Below are 16,734 nucleotides of genomic sequence, written 5' to 3'. Positions count from 1 at the left end.
ATCCTGATGAAACACCGCTATTTACCGATGACGGAACAAGATAAGTCAGCCATGCTCGAAACAATTGGCGTTAAATCCGTTGATGAACTTTTTAGTGATATACCAGAAAAAGTGCGTTTTCAGGGTGAATATAAAATCAAGCCAGCGAAATCCGAAACGGAATTGATGAAGGAATTGGCGGCCCTAGCAGGGCAGAATGCAGATTTCAAGAGCCATGCATCGTTCCTGGGCGCGGGGGTTTACGACCATTATATGCCTGTCATCGTTGACCATGTCCTTTCCCGCTCTGAATTTTACACTGCCTACACGCCATACCAGCCGGAAATCTCACAGGGCGAGCTTCAGGCCATTTTCGAATTCCAGACAATGATTTGTGAACTGACTGGAATGGATGTGGCAAACTCATCCATGTATGACGGCGGCACTGCCCTGGCTGAGGCGGCCATGCTGAGCGCCGGCCAAACGAGAAGGAAAAAAATCCTTATTTCCGAAGCGGTCCATCCCGAATCCCGCGCTGTCGTTAAAACCTATGCAAAGGGACAGTACATTGAGGTAGTCGAAATCCCGGTCAAGGATGGGCTGACTGACCTGGAGGCAATGAAGGAACTGGCGGGTGGGGATATCGCCGCCATTATTGTCCAGTACCCGAACTTCTTCGGACGGATTGAGCAATTAAAAGAGATTGAGGAAATCGCCCATGCGAACAAATCGTTGTTTGTCGTTTCAAGCAACCCGCTCGCACTTGGTGTGTTGACCCCTCCCGGCAAATTCGGAGCTGATATCGTTGTTGGCGATGCGCAGCCTTTCGGTATTCCGGCAGCATTCGGCGGTCCTCATTGCGGCTATTTCGCCGTAACGGAAAAACTCATGAGGAAGGTGCCGGGAAGGCTCGTCGGACAAACCCATGACGATCAAGGCCGCCGCGGCTTCGTATTGACGCTCCAGGCGCGTGAACAGCATATCCGTCGTGACAAGGCGACATCGAATATATGCTCCAACCAGGCGCTCAACGCCCTTGCCGCTTCAGTCGCAATGACCGCGCTTGGTAAAAAAGGCGTCCGGGAAATGGCGGCAGCCAACATCCAGAAGGCGCATTATGCAAAGAAAGTACTGAAGGAAAACGGCCTTGAAATTGTCATGGACGGCCCGTCATTCAATGAATTCGTTATCAAGCTTGGAAAGCCTGTCAAAGAAATCAATCAGGCTCTTTTGCAAAAAGGAATTATTGGCGGCTATGACCTTGGCCGCGACTTTAACGGCATGGAAGGCAATATGCTAGTCGCCGTTACCGAGCTTAGGACGAAAGAAGAAATAGATACTTTTGCGAAAGAATTGGGGGATTTGCATGCTTAACCAGGACCAGCCGCTAATTTTCGAGGTAAGCAAACCAGGACGCATCGGCTTCAGCCTGCCGGAAATGGATGTTCCCGAGCTTGATTTGAACGGCCTTCTCCCGGTTGGCTATGTGCGCGAGGAAGAACCGAACCTCCCTGAGGTTTCGGAACTCGATATTATGCGCCACTATACGGCTTTATCAAGACGCAATCATGGAGTTGATTCAGGGTTTTACCCGCTTGGCTCCTGTACAATGAAATATAATCCGAAAATCAATGAGAATGTCGCCAGATACAGCGGCTTCGCGCATATCCATCCGCTCCAGGATGAAAGTTCCGTGCAAGGCGCACTTGGCCTTTTGTATGATTTGCAGCAGCATCTGATTGAGATTACCGGCATGGATGAAGTCACGCTCCAGCCCGCAGCAGGAGCGCACGGGGAATGGACAGGACTGATGATGATCCGCGCCTTCCATGAAGCGAATAACGACCTTAAGCGGACAAAGGTCATCGTCCCTGATTCGGCCCATGGCACAAACCCTGCTTCAGCAACAGTAGCGGGATTTGAAACTGTAACTGTTAAATCCAATGAAGATGGGCTTGTCGATCTTGAAGACCTCCGCAGGGTTGTCGGGGAAGATACCGCCGCCCTCATGCTGACAAATCCAAACACACTTGGATTATTCGAAGAGAATATCCTTGAAATGGCCGAGATTGTCCACGGGGCCGGTGGGAAACTTTACTATGACGGCGCCAACCTGAATGCTGTCATGTCAAAAGCGCGCCCTGGCGATATGGGATTCGATGTTGTTCACTTGAATCTCCATAAGACATTCACGGGCCCGCATGGCGGGGGTGGACCAGGTTCCGGTCCAGTCGGCGTCAAAGCAGATTTGATTCCATACCTGCCAAAGCCAGTTCTGGCCAAACGCGGAGAGGAATACGTATTTGATTACGACCGCCCGCAGTCAATCGGACGCGTTAAGCCGTTCTATGGCAACTTCGGCATCAATGTCCGCGCCTACACTTACATCCGTTCAATGGGACCGGACGGGCTGAAGGCTGTGACCGAGTATGCTGTCCTGAATGCGAACTACATGATGAGAAGGCTTCAGCCTCATTTCGATCTTCCGTTCGACCGCCATTGCAAGCATGAGTTTGTCCTGAGCGGACGTAGGCAGAAGAAGCTTGGCGTCCGGACGTTGGATATCGCCAAGAGGCTGCTTGATTTCGGTTACCATCCGCCAACCATCTACTTCCCTCTTAATGTCGAGGAATGTATCATGATTGAGCCAACCGAAACAGAATCGAAGGAAACTCTTGATGGTTTCATTGATACAATGATCCAGATTGCGAAAGAAGCAGAAGAGAATCCTGAAATTGTACAGGAAGCGCCGCATACAACTGTAGTCGGCCGACTGGATGAGACAACAGCGGCAAGGAAACCAGTCCTCCGCTATCGTCCGGAATAATGTGCAAAGCCCGCGCGAATTTGCGCGGGCTTTTGTTTTGGACTGTGGATTTTACTTGGCTGCGCCAGCTTCTGGCAAAATAAAAAGGCCCATCGCTTCAGCGTAAGGGCCTGTTTTTTAGTTCTTCGCTTTTACTTTTCCGGACCATTTCTTAAAGCCGCCTTCAAGCTGGCTGAGGTTTTTATAGCCCCTCCGGTACAGGAATTGCGCTGCGCGGCCGCTTCGCATCCCGCTTTGGCAATATAGGTAAACAGGCAGGTCAGGACGGATTTCCTTCATGCGTGTTTTTAACTGGGATAAAGGAATGTTTCGGGCGCCAAGGATATGACCGGCATTAAACTCGTTCGCTTCCCGGACATCAATTAGCTGGGCCTTCCGATACCCGGCGCGGAATTCTTCTTCAGACAGGGTTTTAATAATTTTGCGCTGGTAGAGCCACATAATCACCGAATATACGAGAAAACCGGCGATGGCTACGAGCATAAAATAAAATGGACTCACGATTATAGTACTCCTTTCAAGCTTTGCTGCGACAACAAATATAATTGTATAGCTTAAGCGGGGTTCAGTAAAGGGATTCCCTGAAATTCTTTTTACTGGGACGGCTGCCAATTCATCCTGCTATGATTATCCGCTCCCTTTTGATAGACTAATATTCGCGGCTGTCACCAGTTAACCAGTAAAAGAGGGACATGTATGAGGGAGAAATGGATATATATTGATTCAGGGAATGAATCGCCATCCTTTAATATGGCGCTTGATGAAGCATTGCTGGAATGGCACAGTGAAGGAAAGATTCCGCCCGCAGTGCGATTTTATGGCTGGAATCCCGCGACACTGTCCATCGGCTACTTCCAAAAGGTTGAAAAAGAAATTGATATGAAAGCTGTGAAGGCACATGGGCTTGGTTTTGTGAGAAGGCCGACCGGCGGGAGGGGGGTCCTCCATGAACATGAACTTACATATAGTGTCATTGTATCTGAAGACCATCCTAAAATGCCTGTATCTGTTACCGAGGCGTACAGGGTGATTTCGGAAGGAATTCTGCATGGCTTCAGAAATTTGGGGTTTGCAGCAGACTTTGCCGTTCCGAAAACCGAGGAAGAGAAAAATTCACTCAAAAACCCGAGGTCCTCTGTTTGTTTTGACGCCCCAAGCTGGTATGAGCTCGTTGTCGAGGGCCGGAAAGTGGCCGGAAGTGCTCAAACGCGGCAAAAAGGAGTCATTTTGCAGCATGGATCCATTCTTCTTGATCTGGATGAAGATAAGCTTTTCTCTTTGTTTCATTACACGAGTGAACGAGTAAAGGAACGAATGAAGGCCTCTTTTAAAAACAAAGCGGTTGCGATCAATCAATTAAGCGAACGCCAGGTTGGGATCGAGGAAGCAAAGGCTGCCTTTAAAAAGGGATTCGAAGAAGGATTGGAGATTGACTTGATTCCTTATCAGCTTTCAGAAGAACAACTTGGTTATGTGGAAACTCTTGCCAAGGACGTTTATGAGAACGATGAGTGGAACTTCAAAAGATGAAGGAGCGGAGCACCGCTCTTTTCCTGTTTTTCTGGAAGAGTATTCCTGTTCTTAATTGAATTATGCGATTGAAGTTCAACCTTCGAATTATGTCAAAATTAATTATTTCATGTAGAAATTCCTGTGAAATCTCCCCTTTTCTCCGTTTTTTAATTAATTCCTATCTTGACAAAATTTTATTCTTTTGCCTAACACCCAATATATAGTGTTGGTCAAAATAATTTAGGCACTATATATTGATTTTTACGGTTTCAATATGATAGTTTAAGGGTATCTCAAAAAACAACTGGAACTAACAGGACATCCGAGAGTTCGACAAATGTGGTAAGAGAGAAATTTGGCAGAGGAGATGTGATCATGTCTGTAGCGTTAAGAAAAAAACTAAATATTGATTTTGAGAGGTTAAACGAAGATATCCGTTTATTTCCACAGGTCCACCCTGTTACCCCGGATATGCACCTTACCCATAAGGGAGTGTCCCGCCTTGTCATGCTGGACAGATATACATTCAAGGATACTGAAAAGATAACCCTGACTAAAGGTGACTTCGTCGTCCTGACAGTAAAAGAAGATCCGAAATTCCCTGCAAGGGGATTGGGGTATATCCTCGAGATCGACTGGGAAAAGAAAACGGCGGCTGTCATGGTTGAGGAAGAATTCAGGGGCGTGCTGGATACTCCTGAGGAAGTGAATACCGGAGTGATCGTCAGGTCGCTTGATGTCATTGAAAAGCCGCTCGAAATCTTTTATGAGCAAATCGCGAAGCGGAATGCGACGGGCCTTGCATCGGTAGAAAAAACAGATGAAAAAAGGCTGGAATGGTTTAACAAATTTTACGAGGAACTCGTCAACATGAACTTCATTCCTGCGGGACGCGTTTTGTACGGTGCAGGCGCAGGTACTGATGTGACGTTCTTCAACTGCTATGTGATGCCTTTTGTCCAAGACTCGCGTGAAGGTATATCCGACCACCGCAAACAGGTCATGGAAATCATGAGCCGCGGAGGCGGGGTTGGGACAAACGGATCGACCTTAAGGCCGCGTGCGACACTGGCAAGAGGGGTAAACGGAAAATCTTCAGGTTCCGTATCCTGGCTGGATGACATCGCCAAGCTTACGCATTTAGTCGAGCAGGGCGGATCAAGAAGAGGCGCGCAAATGATTATGCTGGCGGATTGGCATCCAGATATTATTGAATTTATTATTTCAAAAATGCAAAACCCAAGAATCCTGCGCTTCCTCATTGCTAACACAAATGAGGAGTGGATTCAAAAGCAGGCGAAAAATAAACTGAAATTCACTCCGCTTACAGAGCAAGAAAAAGCGATGTACCAAGGGATCATTAATTATAAGCATATTCCTGGCTACGGCGGCTTCAGTGACAGGATTATCGCTGACGCTGAAGAAAAGCTTCAAGAAGGCGGCAATTATACCGTCCACAATTCAGAATTCCTGACCGGGGCCAACATTTCTGTTACCCTTACAAAAGAATTCATGGAAGCAGTGGAAAATGATGCTGATTATGAACTTCGTTTCCCTGCAGTTGAAAGCTACGATGAAGAAATGATGAAAATTTACAATGAAGAATGGCATAAAGTGGGCGATGTGCGCGAATGGGAAAGAATGGGGTACAAAGTCCGTACTTACAAAAAAATCAAAGCGAAAGAACTTTGGAATTTGGTTAACATATGTGCCACTTATTCGGCTGAACCAGGTATTTTCTTTATCGATAACGCCAATGACAAGACAAACGCCCGTGCTTATGGGCAAAAAGTGGTTGCAACCAACCCATGTGGGGAACAGCCTCTCGCACCATACTCTGTCTGCAACTTGGCAGCTGTGAACCTAGCGGCTATGGCAGACAAAGAAACAAAAACAGTCAATTATGAAAAACTGAAGCAAACCGTCGCTACAGGCGTCCGGATGCAGGATAATGTTATCGACTCCACTCCTTATTTCCTTGACGAAAACAAGAAACAGGCACTTGGAGAGCGCCGCGTCGGCCTCGGAGTTATGGGGCTTCATGACCTGCTGATCTACTGTGAAACAGAGTATGGATCTGAAGAAGGCAACAAGCTGGTAGATAAAGTTTTTGAAACCATCGCTGTAACTGCCTATAAGACTTCTGTCGAATTGGCGAAAGAAAAAGGAAGCTTCCCATTCCTCAATGGTGAAACAGGGGAAGAAACAAACCGCTTGAGGAAAGCCTTCACTGAAACAGGCTTCATGCAAAAAATGCCTGAAGAAGTCAGGGAAGCCATTTTGGAAAATGGAATCCGAAACTCGCATTTATTGACCGTTGCTCCTACGGGATCTACTGGAACCATGGTTGGAGTTTCCACAGGATTAGAACCATACTTCTCCTTCTCCTACTTCAGAAGCGGAAGACTCGGCAAGTTCATCGAAGTTAAAGCCGATATCGTGAGCGAGTATTTGGAAAAGAATCCTGAAGCAAATCCGGAAAACCTTCCGCATTGGTTTGTGACTGCCATGGAGCTTGCTCCTGAAGCGCATGCGGACGTCCAGTGCGTCATCCAGCGCTGGATCGACAGCTCCATCAGCAAGACAGTCAACGCCCCTAAAGGATATAGCGTTGAGCAGGTTGAAAAAGTGTACGAGCGCCTTTACAAGGGCGGTGCCAAAGGTGGAACTGTTTATGTCGACGGCTCCCGTGATTCTCAGGTACTTACGCTTAAGGCAGAAGAGAATACGGTTGAAGAGGCGGCTGAACTTCAAGGTACGCCGAAGCAGCGCGTTGTTCTTGTGGACACGATCAGTGACCTCAGATCGACAGATGTGACAATCGGTTCGGAAGTCGGCAATACCTGCCCGGTCTGCCGTAAAGGAAAAGTAAAAGAAATCGGCGGCTGCAATACATGCACAAACTGCAATGCCCAATTGAAGTGCGGCCTATAATATAATTGAAGCAGAGGGGACGGGAAGAAATTTCCGTCCTCTTTTTTATGTTTCATCTCTGCCTTTTGCCAATACTAAAACAAATTTAGTTTTGCCAAGAAAAGAGGGAGTAGAATGAAACCATTTATGCCGCAGCTGGTGTATATTGAACCGCAAGCACTTGAATACCCGCTCGGAAGGGAATTGAAGGATAAATTTGAAGGGTTGGGGGTTGAAATAAGGGAAACCACTTCCCATAACCAGGTGAGGGGTATTCCCGGTGAAAATGAACTCCAAAAGTATCGGAATTCCAAATCCACGCTTGTCGTAGGAATCCGCAGGACATTGAAATTCGATACGTCCAAGCCATCGGCGGAATACGCCATCCCGCTTGCGACCGGATGTATGGGGCATTGCCATTACTGTTACTTGCAAACAACACTCGGCAGCAAGCCGTATATAAGGACATATGTGAACCTGGACGAAATTTTCGAACAGGCGCAAAAGTATATCGATGAGCGTGCCCCCGAAATTACCCGGTTCGAGGCCGCCTGTACATCGGATATTGTCGGAATCGACCATCTCACACACTCGTTGAAGAAAACAATCGAATTCATTGGGCAGACAGAATATGGACGCCTGAGATTCGTGACGAAATACCAGCACGTCGACCATCTTCTCGATGCTGAACACAACGGGAAGACCAGGTTTAGATTCAGTGTCAATTCACGATTTGTCATAAAAAACTTTGAACCGGGAACGTCTTCCTTTGATGAAAGGCTGGAAGCGGCCAGAAAGGTTGCCAACGCAGGCTACCCTTTAGGCTTCATCGTCGCGCCAATTTATAGGCATGAAGGCTGGGAGGAAGGATACCATGAACTTTTTGAAAGGCTTAGGAACTCTCTTGAAGGCGTGCCGCTAAACGGGCTTACTTTTGAAATGATTCAGCATCGCTTTACCAAACCGGCCAAAAATGTCATTCTTAAACGTTATCCGAAGACAAAGCTCGAAATGGATGAAGAAAAACGCAAATATAAATGGGGCCGCTATGGCATTGGCAAATACGTATATCCGACCGAGGAAGCCGCCGAGCTGGAAAGGACGATAAAAGGGTATATCCACGAATACTTCCCCGATTCAGAAGTGCAATACTTTACCTAAGCACAAGAGAAAAAAATACAATTTGTCCATGGTACTAATTCATTTGGAAGCCGCTTAAAGATGTAGGAGGAATACATCGATGGGAGTGGCTTCCATGCTGATAGATGGTGTTTTTTCCGGAGGGGGCATTAAAGGATTCGCACTGGTCGGGGCATACGAAGCAATTGAACGGCGCGGGTTCAGATTTTGCAGGGTTGCCGGGACAAGTGCGGGTTCAATCGTCGCAAGCCTCATAACCGCCGGCTATTCATGTAAGGAAATACAAAGTCTTCTCGAAGAACTTGAATTGGAAAAACTGTTGGATTCACGGAAGCTGCTGGTTCCTTCGCCAATCGCCAAATGGCTGCTGCTTTACTGGAAAATGGGATTGTATAAAGGTGAAGCCCTTGAACAGTGGGTTGCCGAAAAGCTTGTAATGAGGGGAGTGCGGACATTTGGAGACCTGCCTGAGGGAGCACTTAGGGTGGTGGCTTCAAATCTGACCAACGGAACCATGTTCATTATACCGGATGATCTGCCTAAATACGGAATTTCCCCTAAGGCGTTCCCTGTTGCAAAAGCCGTCAGGATGAGCTGCAGCATTCCGTATTTTTTTGAACCGGTCAGGCTGCCGGGTGCTGAAGGCACGAATCTGGTAGTCGACGGAGGAGTTCTAAGCAATTTTCCCATGTGGCTGTTTGATGCAGAAAACGTTAAGAAGGTAAGGCCTGTCCTCGGGATCCAATTAAGCCATGATCCCGAAAATCATCCTCCGCATAAAATAAAAAATGCCATCAAGTTATTTGAGGCACTTTTTGAAACAATGAAGGATGCCCATGACGCGAGGTATATTTCCCGTAAGCACGCCAAAAACATTATTTTTATCCCAACGGCGGGAGTGGCCTCCACAGAGTTTGGGCTAACGGAGGAAAGGAAAGAAAAATTGATTAAGCACGGCCGCGAATGCGCCGAGCAATTTTTCAGGAAATGGAGTTACTGATGAAACAAAAAAACCGGGCAACTATAAGGAAGCCCGGTTTTTCTTCTTGCCTTTTTTGCCTTCTATGACCGTAAGATGGACATTCGCCTTCTTCTTGGGTTTTCTCCATGATGCAAGCGAGCCATGGATGACATTCCGCCCCGATGGTTCATTTTTATGAGCTTTGCGTTTTTTGGATTCTCTGGCAGCTTTGAGGAAAAGCCTTTGCTCTTTTTTATCAGGGCTGGCTCCGGTAAACCGGCGGTAAATAAAGTAAACAACTAACCCGATTAGGACAAAAAGTGCCGCCTTTTGGAGAAACTCAGCAGGGTCTTCAACCAGTTTTCCGACTATGCCGATTCCTGCAAGAAGAATAAGAGCGCCTGCTAAAAGAACGGATTTCCGAATTTTCAAGATAGCCACCTCCCTAAGAGCATCTTTAGCAATTTTCCCCATTTTTAAACTTATATATTGAAAGGTTTTAAACAATTTCCTCTGAATCTGTTTGCTCTTCACTATTCTTTTCCATTTTTAAGAGCTCTTTAAACGAAAGAATGGCAATTTCTGCTTGGCTGTTGTCGGGTTCTTTAGTTGTCAAAAGCTGCAGCCATAAACCGGGCAATCCCAGCCACCTTAAGACAGGGACGTCACGAAGCTTATTCGTCAGCTGTAAAACCTCAAAGGAAATGCCCAGCACGACAGGAATCAACGCCACCCGGCTCAAAAGCCGTAGCCACAAGGAGTCGATCGGGAATAGCAGGTAAACAAAAACTCCAACTATGACCGTAAATAAGATAAAGCTCGAACCGCACCGATAATGAAGCCTGGAGCTTTTCTGGACGTTTTCCACTGTCAGTTCGTCACCGCTTTCGAAGCAATTGATCACTTTATGTTCGGCGCCGTGGTATTGAAACACCCTTTTTACAATGGGAGTCAGCGACACAATATATATATATGCAAGAAGCAGGATCAATTTGATTAAGCCTTCAATGAGAACCTGGACTGTACGTCCTGGAAAAATATCAATTGTCAAATGGGCCAGGAATGCTGGTATTAACGTAAACAGGAATTTTCCGAAAAGGAAGGATATAACACCAACAGCCGCTACTCCCAGATACATCGCCAGCCGGGACGTTTCCTGTTCTTCAATCATGGCGTCATCCTTGGGATCTATATCAAATCTCTCAGTAGAGAAATTCAAGTGCTTGGAACCATTGGCGCTTGCCTCGATGATTGCCGCGATGCCGCGGACAAAAGGAATTTTCTTTAACGAAGCGACGAATGGGTGGGTCTTTCGGGGGACATGGAAATATTCAACTGACTGGTCTTTTCTTCTTATTGCAGTAACATAATGATATTTACCGCCAAACATGACACCTTCCACCACTGCCTGGCCGCCGTATACGGGTTTTTGTTCATTTGCCATTTTTTTACACCAACCTAATCCTGAAGTTGCACACTCAGCTGAATAGTCTGCATGTACCTATCTTTATTCTACTAAAAAAACACAAAAACCTCTAGGTATGAGGAAATTAATTCAAATAACAATTAACTGCAGGTGATGAAGGGAAATAAGGGAAACCGTACATACTACCTTCATGGGGGAAAAATCTTGACAAGGCAGGTTGAAATAAATGGCTGAAGAACGTTGCGATAACGGTAAGGTGCGGGTAAGTACAGAGTCGGGTTTTGCTAAGCAGGTCATTCTCACCGGCTTGTGGGGAGGATTATTCTGGAGCTTTATAGGCCAGATCGGCTATTATTTTCATTTTACAAAAATTCCACCAAGAGTTATTCTCGAGCCATGGGCTCTAGGACCATGGAAACATCAATGGACCGGGACAGTTGTTTCAATCGTCCTGCTTGCTGTTATTTCAATTGGAATAGCATTCATTTACGCAGCCGCACTAAAGAAAGCCGGAGGATTACTATCTGGCATTGGATACGGCATCTTTCTCTTCCTGCTTGTTTTTCTTTTGCTGAACCCGATGTTTCCGGGAATTTCTCCATATAGGGATCTGGATAAAAATACGTTGATAACATCAGTTTGCCTGTTTATTCTTTATGGTGTTTTTATCGGCTACTCTATCTCATGGGAATACCAAAACGAACAGTCGGCAGGCGAAGTATCGGAGTAGGAGAATAGTGGGGAATTATGATAGAATGATTTAGGAAAAAGGCGAATGCCGTGCCGGAAATTCGATGATTTGGGGATATGGAGATGAAAAAAATATTACTGCTGAACGGCCCTAATCTAAATATGCTTGGGAAACGGGAGCCTGGCGTTTATGGAAAAGGAACATTGGGGAGTATTGAAGCTTCTATTTCAGCGCTTGGTGCCAAACATGGCTTCGAGGTGTCGTGCAGGCAATCAAACCACGAAGGCACCTTGATTGACTGGCTCCAGGAAGCGGATGAAGGAGGATTTTCGGGAATCATTTTTAACCCTGGCGCTTTTACGCATTATAGTTATGCCATCAGGGATGCTATTGCAGGAATTGATATTCCTGTTATAGAAGTACATATATCAAACATTCATGCGCGTGATAGTTTCAGGCATGTTTCAGTTACCGCTGCAGCGTGTAAAGGCCAAATAAGCGGACTCGGTTCCAAAGGGTATGAACTTGCATTCATGGCCCTGTTGGAGATTGAAAAGGAGAGGGAGCAATTATGACAAAATTAGAGAAACTAAGAAATGAGTTTGGGAAATTGGGCATTGACGCGATGCTTGTAACAAGCGGGTTTAACCGCCGCTACATATCCAATTTTACAGGAAGCGCGGGTTCGGTCTTGATTAGCTCGGATAGGGCCCTGTTCATTACGGATTTCAGGTATATGGAACAGGCTTCCAAGCAGTGTGAAGGATTTGAGGTTGTTGACCATAATGGATTTATGGAAAAAGAAGTAGCCGAGCAGGCTAAGAAACTTGGTGTCAAGAAGCTTGGTTTTGAAAAAGACCAGGTTACTTTCGGGCTGTACAAGGAATATGAAAAAGAATTTGAAGGTGAGCTTGTCCCGGTGGGAGGAGCCATTGAAAAGTTGCGCTTGATAAAGACAGATGCAGAGATTAAGATATTAAAGGAAGCGGCGGAGGTTGCCGATGCCGCATTTACTCATATTCTGAAATTTATCCGCCCGTGCATCACGGAACTGGATGTTTCAAATGAACTGGAATTCTTTATGCGCAAAGCCGGCGCTGCTTCATCATCTTTTGATATTATCGTTGCCTCTGGCTACCGCTCTGCGCTGCCTCATGGGGTGGCAAGTGAAAAAGTGATTGAGGCGGGAGAATTTGTCACTCTGGATTTTGGAGCCTATTATAAAGGGTATGTTTCAGATATAACGAGGACTGTTTCGGTTGGGACGCCGGATCAGAAGCTGAGGGAAATATATGATATAGTCCTTGAAGCCCAGCTGCGCGGGATGGCAGGAATTAAACCTGGTATGACGGGCAGGGAAGCGGATGCGCTAACGAGGAACCTGATTACTGAAAAAGGATATGGAGAGCATTTCGGACATTCCACTGGCCATGGTATTGGACTTGAAGTTCATGAAGGGCCTGCTCTGTCCAAGAGATCTGATACGGTTCTAGAACCCGGCATGGTCGTGACGGTTGAACCAGGTATTTACATTCCCGGTCTTGGCGGGGTAAGGATAGAGGATGACACCGTCATTACCCTCGACCATAATGAAGCCTTGACCCACTCGTCCAAGGAATTGATCATTCTTTAAAGCCATGTTAATTTTCCCGCAAGGCCTATCTGAAGAGTAGGCACTAAACGCAGCTTTGAAAAGCTATTTTGAAGGAATTAGGAGGAACACAAATGATTTCAGTAAACGACTTTCGCACAGGATTGACTATTGAAGTAGATGGCGGCATATGGCGAGTCATGGACTTCCAGCATGTTAAACCAGGTAAAGGGGCTGCTTTTGTCCGTTCAAAACTTCGTAACCTCCGTACCGGGAATATTAACGAAAAAACATTCCGCGCTGGTGAGAAGGTTGGCAAGGCGCAAATTGACAACCGCCGGATGCAGTATCTTTATGCAAGCGGTGATCAGCATATCTTTATGGATAACGAGTCGTATGAACAGATTGAATTGCCTGCAAGCGCGATTGAGTATGAGTTGAAATTCCTTAAGGAAAACATGGAAGTTTCAATCATGATGTACCAGGGAGAAACACTTGGTGTTGAACTCCCGAACACAGTTGAATTGGAAGTGACGGAAACAGAGCCGGGAATCAAAGGCGATACAGCCTCTGGAGGCTCCAAGCCGGCCACCCTTGAAACTGGCTTGGTTGTTCATGTACCTTTCTTCGTCAACCAGGGTGACCGACTTATTATCAACACAGGCGATGGCAGTTACGTTTCCCGCGCCTAAAAATAGTTAATAAACAAACCCCGTCTTGTGTCATGCAAGGCGGGGTTTTGTAGTTTTGTATTGTGAAACAGTTAACAAAGTGTTCGAGAAATCTCGTTAATTTCTGCATATTTTTTTCTTACATTTATTTCAAGCCTAAATGAAGGAGATGAATGTATATGAATATGACACATTATATGGGGTTGCTTGCTGAGAATCAGCCATGGAATTTGCTTATCTTTATGGCGGCTGTAGTGATTTTAGCAGAAACGATTGCGATCACGGAGCTTGGCATTTTATTTACCGGAAGTTTTCATGGGACACTACGTAAAATAAACAAGGTATCGAGTATCATTGCGGGTTTATACTTTACTGGCATTTTCATTTATTTAATGAAGAATGCATGGATTCCATTAACATTGGATGGAGGATGGCATGGCTGGATTGATTTTACCGCTGTGACATTTTATCTGCTCGGGATAGTCCCGCTTCTTGGCATGGCTCTACTTGATATGGGACTCATCATGAAAAACAGCTCCGACAGGGCGAAAATGAAAGTTCATGTCTCTTTCGTTGGATTGTTTCTGATCGTTGCCCATGTTGCAATGATTTTTGGTATGCTCGATCCAACCCTTGGCGGAGGAAGCATGCATCACGATATGACTAAAATGTGAGCAAAAGGCCGGTTTGTCGGGGCCGCCGACAGTCGGCTTTCATTTTTGGTTCTTTTCAAAAGCATAAACTTATGTAGATAATGTGAAGATTTAATCCGTAATTTGTGAACAATTTATAAAACCGTATAAGGATAACTAGTCATCAGGGCTAGGCGAGTACTAAAATGAAGCTAATCACTAGTTAGTACATGAATTTGTGGTTAGTACAGCCAGAAGCGGATCAACCGCCACATGAAGAATAAGGAGGCTCGCTGCCTGATGGAAAAAATAAAGGTTTTGAATGTAGATGACCATTATATGTTTTTAAAAGGGCTCGAAAGCACTATTGATCAAAATAATTCTCTTGAATTGGCAGGGGAAGCGCGGACTGGCGAGGAAGCAGTTTTCCTGGCAAAGAAATTAAATCCTGATGTCATTTTATTGGATATTAATCTGGCTCCCGCAGGCGGGCTAGCTGTCCTGAAAGAAATCATGGAAGAAATGCCGGATAGCCGGATTATCATCCTTGCATCCGAAGATGATGAAGAAAATCTTTTCGATGCAATCAAGTGTGGGGCTAAGGGCATATTGCTAAAAAACCTTCAGCCGAACGAACTTTTTACCTTTATTCATATGGTATATCGGGGCGAGTGTGTATTTACTGGTCCGATTGCCCACAAAATAATCAACAGTATTTCACAACTTGAAGAATACAGCCTTGAGGGCTGCAAAAAAGGGAATACGCTGACGAAGAGGGAAAAGGAAATACTTTTTGAAGTAACAAAAGGAATGACAAACAGGCAAATTGCGTGTACTTTGTTCATTTCTGAAAATACGGTCAAGAATCACATTCGCAACATCATGGAAAAGCTGCAAATAAACAACCGTGTGCAAGCTGCATCTTACGCAATGAAAGAAGGATGGCTGCAGCAAGTTGAGCAGATGTAATTTTGAACGGGACACAAAAAAAGTAAAATAGAGGAATTTGGCGATTCTATTTAATATCCCAAATAAAGGTGCTGTTATGAAAAAGCAACTACTTATTGGAAGCTATATCCTCATTGTCATCCTGGGGATCACCGTTTTTATTTCGACTAATGGTTTTAAAGGGAAAAACTTTGAGGCGGTACAGGCAGGGGAGAAAATTTATAACCAGGAATGCTTAATCTGCCATGGCGAGACGGGAAAAGGAGAGGGAAAGAACGTTGGTACCTCAATCAGCAGCCAAGTGTTCTTAAACTCGGTTTCCGATAAAGATTTATATAATTATGTTAAATACGGCCGCCCGGAAGCTGCAATGCCCGCATATGGGCCACGAATCAGCGAAGAGCAGCTGAAAAATGTAGTGGCGTTCATGAGGAATTGGCAAAAAGAGAACATGAAGTTTGATGTGCCTGAAAAAATAACCGGAAGTATCGAGGATGGAGAAAAGGTCTATAATCGTTCTTGCATTCAATGCCATGGGGAAGCAGGGGCGGGGAAACAGAAGATGGGTACAGCCCTTGGCCATCCCCTACATTTAAAATACACAACGGACAAACAAATTTGGATTGGCACTGCATACGGGCGTGAAGACACACGTATGGCGCCTTCACTGAAAGGACTCGATGGGGTCCGCCAGCTTAGCAAACAACAAATTTCCGATGTTGTTGTCTATATACGTTCATTAGAAAATTAAGACTAAAAAAATCCTTCCTGCGCTGAGTGCTGCAGGGAGGATTTTTTTCATTGTTCGATATCCCCGGTCCATTCATTCATGCCGCCCGCCATGTTCAAAACGTTGAACCCTTTTGCTGCCAGTATTTCACTCGCCTGCTGGGAGCGGTTTCCGCTTCTGCAGACAACAAGATACTGCTGCTTTTTGTCAAGCTGGCCGGACAAACCGTCAATTACTTGAAGGGGGATCAATTCGGATCCTGGGATGTGCCCGCTCTGATATTCTTCAGGGGTCCTGACATCAAGAACCTTCACCTGGCCGTCCTCGATCATTCCTGCAGCCTCCTCGACGGAGACTGTTTTATATCCCGCTGATGAACAGCCCGTGATGACGAGGATAAAGATGAACAATATGGAGAGTTTTTTCAAAAATACCACCGCCTTTGACCTGATTATAATCGAACCGGCTTCCTTCCGGTACAGCTTCCAACGAGAATGAAGAGAAATAAAGGCAACTGTAACGAAAAGTTCATAAAGAGAATCACTAGTTAAAAAGATAAGGCACTATAGTATTCCTTAGATGAAGAAGATGGAAAACACTATAAAAGTGAAGAGGATCATGTGTGAATTTTAAATACTATTGTTAAATATTTCACAAACAAATTATTATAGCAGTCTGAATAGTTCTTTTCTACTGTTTTTATGGAAAAATTT

At 45.5% G+C, this 16,734-nt stretch carries 17 protein-coding genes; 13 read left to right on the top strand and 4 right to left on the bottom strand.

Going from position 1 to position 16,734, the window contains the following annotated elements; genetic code table 11:
• The first annotated feature begins 6 nt into the window (after nucleotides 1-6).
• Entirely contained in the window at nucleotides 7-1,353 is a 1,347-nt protein-coding gene (gene gcvPA, locus BN1002_RS12975) for an aminomethyl-transferring glycine dehydrogenase subunit GcvPA (protein WP_048825478.1), read from the top strand.
• Nucleotides 1,346-2,806, top strand: a complete 1,461-nt coding sequence (gcvPB, locus tag BN1002_RS12970; protein WP_048825476.1) for an aminomethyl-transferring glycine dehydrogenase subunit GcvPB — start codon at nucleotides 1,346-1,348, stop codon at nucleotides 2,804-2,806. The genes gcvPA and gcvPB overlap by 8 nt, the downstream gene beginning before the upstream one ends.
• Before the next feature lie 117 nt (nucleotides 2,807-2,923).
• Here gcvPB and BN1002_RS12965 read toward each other — a convergent pair whose 3' ends face one another.
• A complete protein-coding gene (locus tag BN1002_RS12965; RefSeq protein WP_048827936.1) occupies nucleotides 2,924-3,289 on the bottom strand; it encodes a rhodanese-like domain-containing protein in 366 nt (121 codons plus the stop codon).
• Between the two features lie 213 nt (nucleotides 3,290-3,502).
• On the opposite strand from BN1002_RS12965, the gene BN1002_RS12960 reads away from it, so the two are divergent.
• The 4 genes from BN1002_RS12960 to BN1002_RS12945 all read left to right on the top strand — a co-directional run bounded on the left by BN1002_RS12960 (nucleotide 3,503) and on the right by BN1002_RS12945 (nucleotide 9,371).
• On the top strand, nucleotides 3,503-4,336 hold the full coding sequence (locus BN1002_RS12960) for a lipoate--protein ligase family protein (protein ID WP_048825474.1): 834 nt from the start codon (nucleotides 3,503-3,505) through the stop codon (nucleotides 4,334-4,336).
• Nucleotides 4,337-4,693: 357 nt separating this feature from the next.
• Nucleotides 4,694-7,252, top strand: a complete 2,559-nt coding sequence (locus BN1002_RS12955; RefSeq protein ID WP_048825472.1) for a vitamin B12-dependent ribonucleotide reductase — start codon at nucleotides 4,694-4,696, stop codon at nucleotides 7,250-7,252.
• A gap of 114 nt (nucleotides 7,253-7,366) precedes the next feature.
• Nucleotides 7,367-8,392: a spore photoproduct lyase gene (gene splB / locus BN1002_RS12950; RefSeq protein WP_048825470.1), complete on the top strand. Its 1,026-nt coding sequence runs from the start codon at nucleotides 7,367-7,369 to the stop codon at nucleotides 8,390-8,392.
• A gap of 94 nt (nucleotides 8,393-8,486) precedes the next feature.
• Nucleotides 8,487-9,371 (top strand): patatin-like phospholipase family protein, encoded by an 885-nt coding sequence (locus tag BN1002_RS12945; protein WP_048827935.1) that lies wholly within the window; start codon nucleotides 8,487-8,489, stop codon nucleotides 9,369-9,371.
• Nucleotides 9,372-9,392: 21 nt separating this feature from the next.
• Here the strand turns inward: BN1002_RS12945 and BN1002_RS12940 are convergent, their stop codons facing one another.
• Nucleotides 9,393-9,773, bottom strand: coding sequence for an SA1362 family protein (locus BN1002_RS12940; RefSeq protein ID WP_231575031.1), 381 nt, complete (start codon nucleotides 9,771-9,773; stop codon nucleotides 9,393-9,395).
• A gap of 58 nt (nucleotides 9,774-9,831) precedes the next feature.
• Nucleotides 9,832-10,776, bottom strand: coding sequence for a DUF1385 domain-containing protein (locus BN1002_RS12935; protein WP_048825467.1), 945 nt, complete (start codon nucleotides 10,774-10,776; stop codon nucleotides 9,832-9,834).
• Nucleotides 10,777-10,984: 208 nt separating this feature from the next.
• On the opposite strand from BN1002_RS12935, the gene BN1002_RS12930 reads away from it, so the two are divergent.
• From BN1002_RS12930 to BN1002_RS12900, 7 genes are all read left to right on the top strand, one after another.
• Nucleotides 10,985-11,488, top strand: coding sequence for a YqhR family membrane protein (locus BN1002_RS12930; RefSeq protein ID WP_048825466.1), 504 nt, complete (start codon nucleotides 10,985-10,987; stop codon nucleotides 11,486-11,488).
• Between the two features lie 83 nt (nucleotides 11,489-11,571).
• Complete coding sequence (gene aroQ, locus BN1002_RS12925) at nucleotides 11,572-12,024, top strand: type II 3-dehydroquinate dehydratase (protein ID WP_048825463.1); 453 nt, start codon at nucleotides 11,572-11,574, stop codon at nucleotides 12,022-12,024.
• Nucleotides 12,021-13,082, top strand: a complete 1,062-nt coding sequence (locus BN1002_RS12920) for a M24 family metallopeptidase (protein WP_048825462.1) — start codon at nucleotides 12,021-12,023, stop codon at nucleotides 13,080-13,082. The genes aroQ and BN1002_RS12920 overlap by 4 nt, the downstream gene beginning before the upstream one ends.
• A 92-nt stretch (nucleotides 13,083-13,174) precedes the next feature.
• Entirely contained in the window at nucleotides 13,175-13,732 is a 558-nt protein-coding gene (gene efp, locus BN1002_RS12915) for an elongation factor P (RefSeq protein WP_048825460.1), read from the top strand.
• A gap of 158 nt (nucleotides 13,733-13,890) precedes the next feature.
• The gene (locus BN1002_RS12910) at nucleotides 13,891-14,385 is read left to right on the top strand and encodes a DUF6803 family protein (protein WP_048825458.1); all 495 of its coding nucleotides are present in this window, start codon (nucleotides 13,891-13,893) and stop codon (nucleotides 14,383-14,385) included.
• 258 nt (nucleotides 14,386-14,643) lie between these two features.
• A complete protein-coding gene (locus tag BN1002_RS12905; protein ID WP_048825456.1) occupies nucleotides 14,644-15,312 on the top strand; it encodes a LuxR C-terminal-related transcriptional regulator in 669 nt (222 codons plus the stop codon).
• Nucleotides 15,313-15,388: 76 nt separating this feature from the next.
• Nucleotides 15,389-16,042 (top strand): cytochrome c, encoded by a 654-nt coding sequence (locus BN1002_RS12900; RefSeq protein ID WP_048827934.1) that lies wholly within the window; start codon nucleotides 15,389-15,391, stop codon nucleotides 16,040-16,042.
• Nucleotides 16,043-16,089: 47 nt separating this feature from the next.
• Here the strand turns inward: BN1002_RS12900 and BN1002_RS12895 are convergent, their stop codons facing one another.
• A complete protein-coding gene (locus BN1002_RS12895) occupies nucleotides 16,090-16,449 on the bottom strand; it encodes a rhodanese-like domain-containing protein (protein WP_048825455.1) in 360 nt (119 codons plus the stop codon).
• Between the last annotated feature and the right edge of the window lie 285 nt (nucleotides 16,450-16,734).

The sequence above is a fragment of the Bacillus sp. B-jedd genome, from assembly GCF_000821085.1.
Lineage (GTDB): Bacteria > Bacillota > Bacilli > Bacillales > Cytobacillaceae > Bacillus_D.
Note: the sequence above shows the minus strand (reverse complement) of the source record. Positions and strands in the feature narration are given on the sequence as shown.

Coding starts and splice junctions, on each gene's coding strand:
- BN1002_RS12945 (WP_048827935.1), top strand. CDS start 8,487: ATGCTGATAGATGGTGTTTTTTCCGGAGGGGGCATTAAAGGATTCGCA.
- BN1002_RS12935 (WP_048825467.1), bottom strand. CDS start 10,776: ATGGCAAATGAACAAAAACCCGTATACGGCGGCCAGGCAGTGGTGGAA.
- BN1002_RS12955 (WP_048825472.1), top strand. CDS start 4,694: ATGTCTGTAGCGTTAAGAAAAAAACTAAATATTGATTTTGAGAGGTTA.
- aroQ (WP_048825463.1), top strand. CDS start 11,572: ATGAAAAAAATATTACTGCTGAACGGCCCTAATCTAAATATGCTTGGG.
- BN1002_RS12920 (WP_048825462.1), top strand. CDS start 12,021: ATGACAAAATTAGAGAAACTAAGAAATGAGTTTGGGAAATTGGGCATT.
- BN1002_RS12930 (WP_048825466.1), top strand. CDS start 10,985: ATGGCTGAAGAACGTTGCGATAACGGTAAGGTGCGGGTAAGTACAGAG.
- BN1002_RS12965 (WP_048827936.1), bottom strand. CDS start 3,289: ATGCTCGTAGCCATCGCCGGTTTTCTCGTATATTCGGTGATTATGTGG.
- BN1002_RS12900 (WP_048827934.1), top strand. CDS start 15,389: ATGAAAAAGCAACTACTTATTGGAAGCTATATCCTCATTGTCATCCTG.
- BN1002_RS12905 (WP_048825456.1), top strand. CDS start 14,644: ATGGAAAAAATAAAGGTTTTGAATGTAGATGACCATTATATGTTTTTA.
- gcvPA (WP_048825478.1), top strand. CDS start 7: ATGAAACACCGCTATTTACCGATGACGGAACAAGATAAGTCAGCCATG.
- efp (WP_048825460.1), top strand. CDS start 13,175: ATGATTTCAGTAAACGACTTTCGCACAGGATTGACTATTGAAGTAGAT.
- BN1002_RS12960 (WP_048825474.1), top strand. CDS start 3,503: ATGAGGGAGAAATGGATATATATTGATTCAGGGAATGAATCGCCATCC.
- splB (WP_048825470.1), top strand. CDS start 7,367: ATGAAACCATTTATGCCGCAGCTGGTGTATATTGAACCGCAAGCACTT.
- BN1002_RS12910 (WP_048825458.1), top strand. CDS start 13,891: ATGAATATGACACATTATATGGGGTTGCTTGCTGAGAATCAGCCATGG.
- gcvPB (WP_048825476.1), top strand. CDS start 1,346: ATGCTTAACCAGGACCAGCCGCTAATTTTCGAGGTAAGCAAACCAGGA.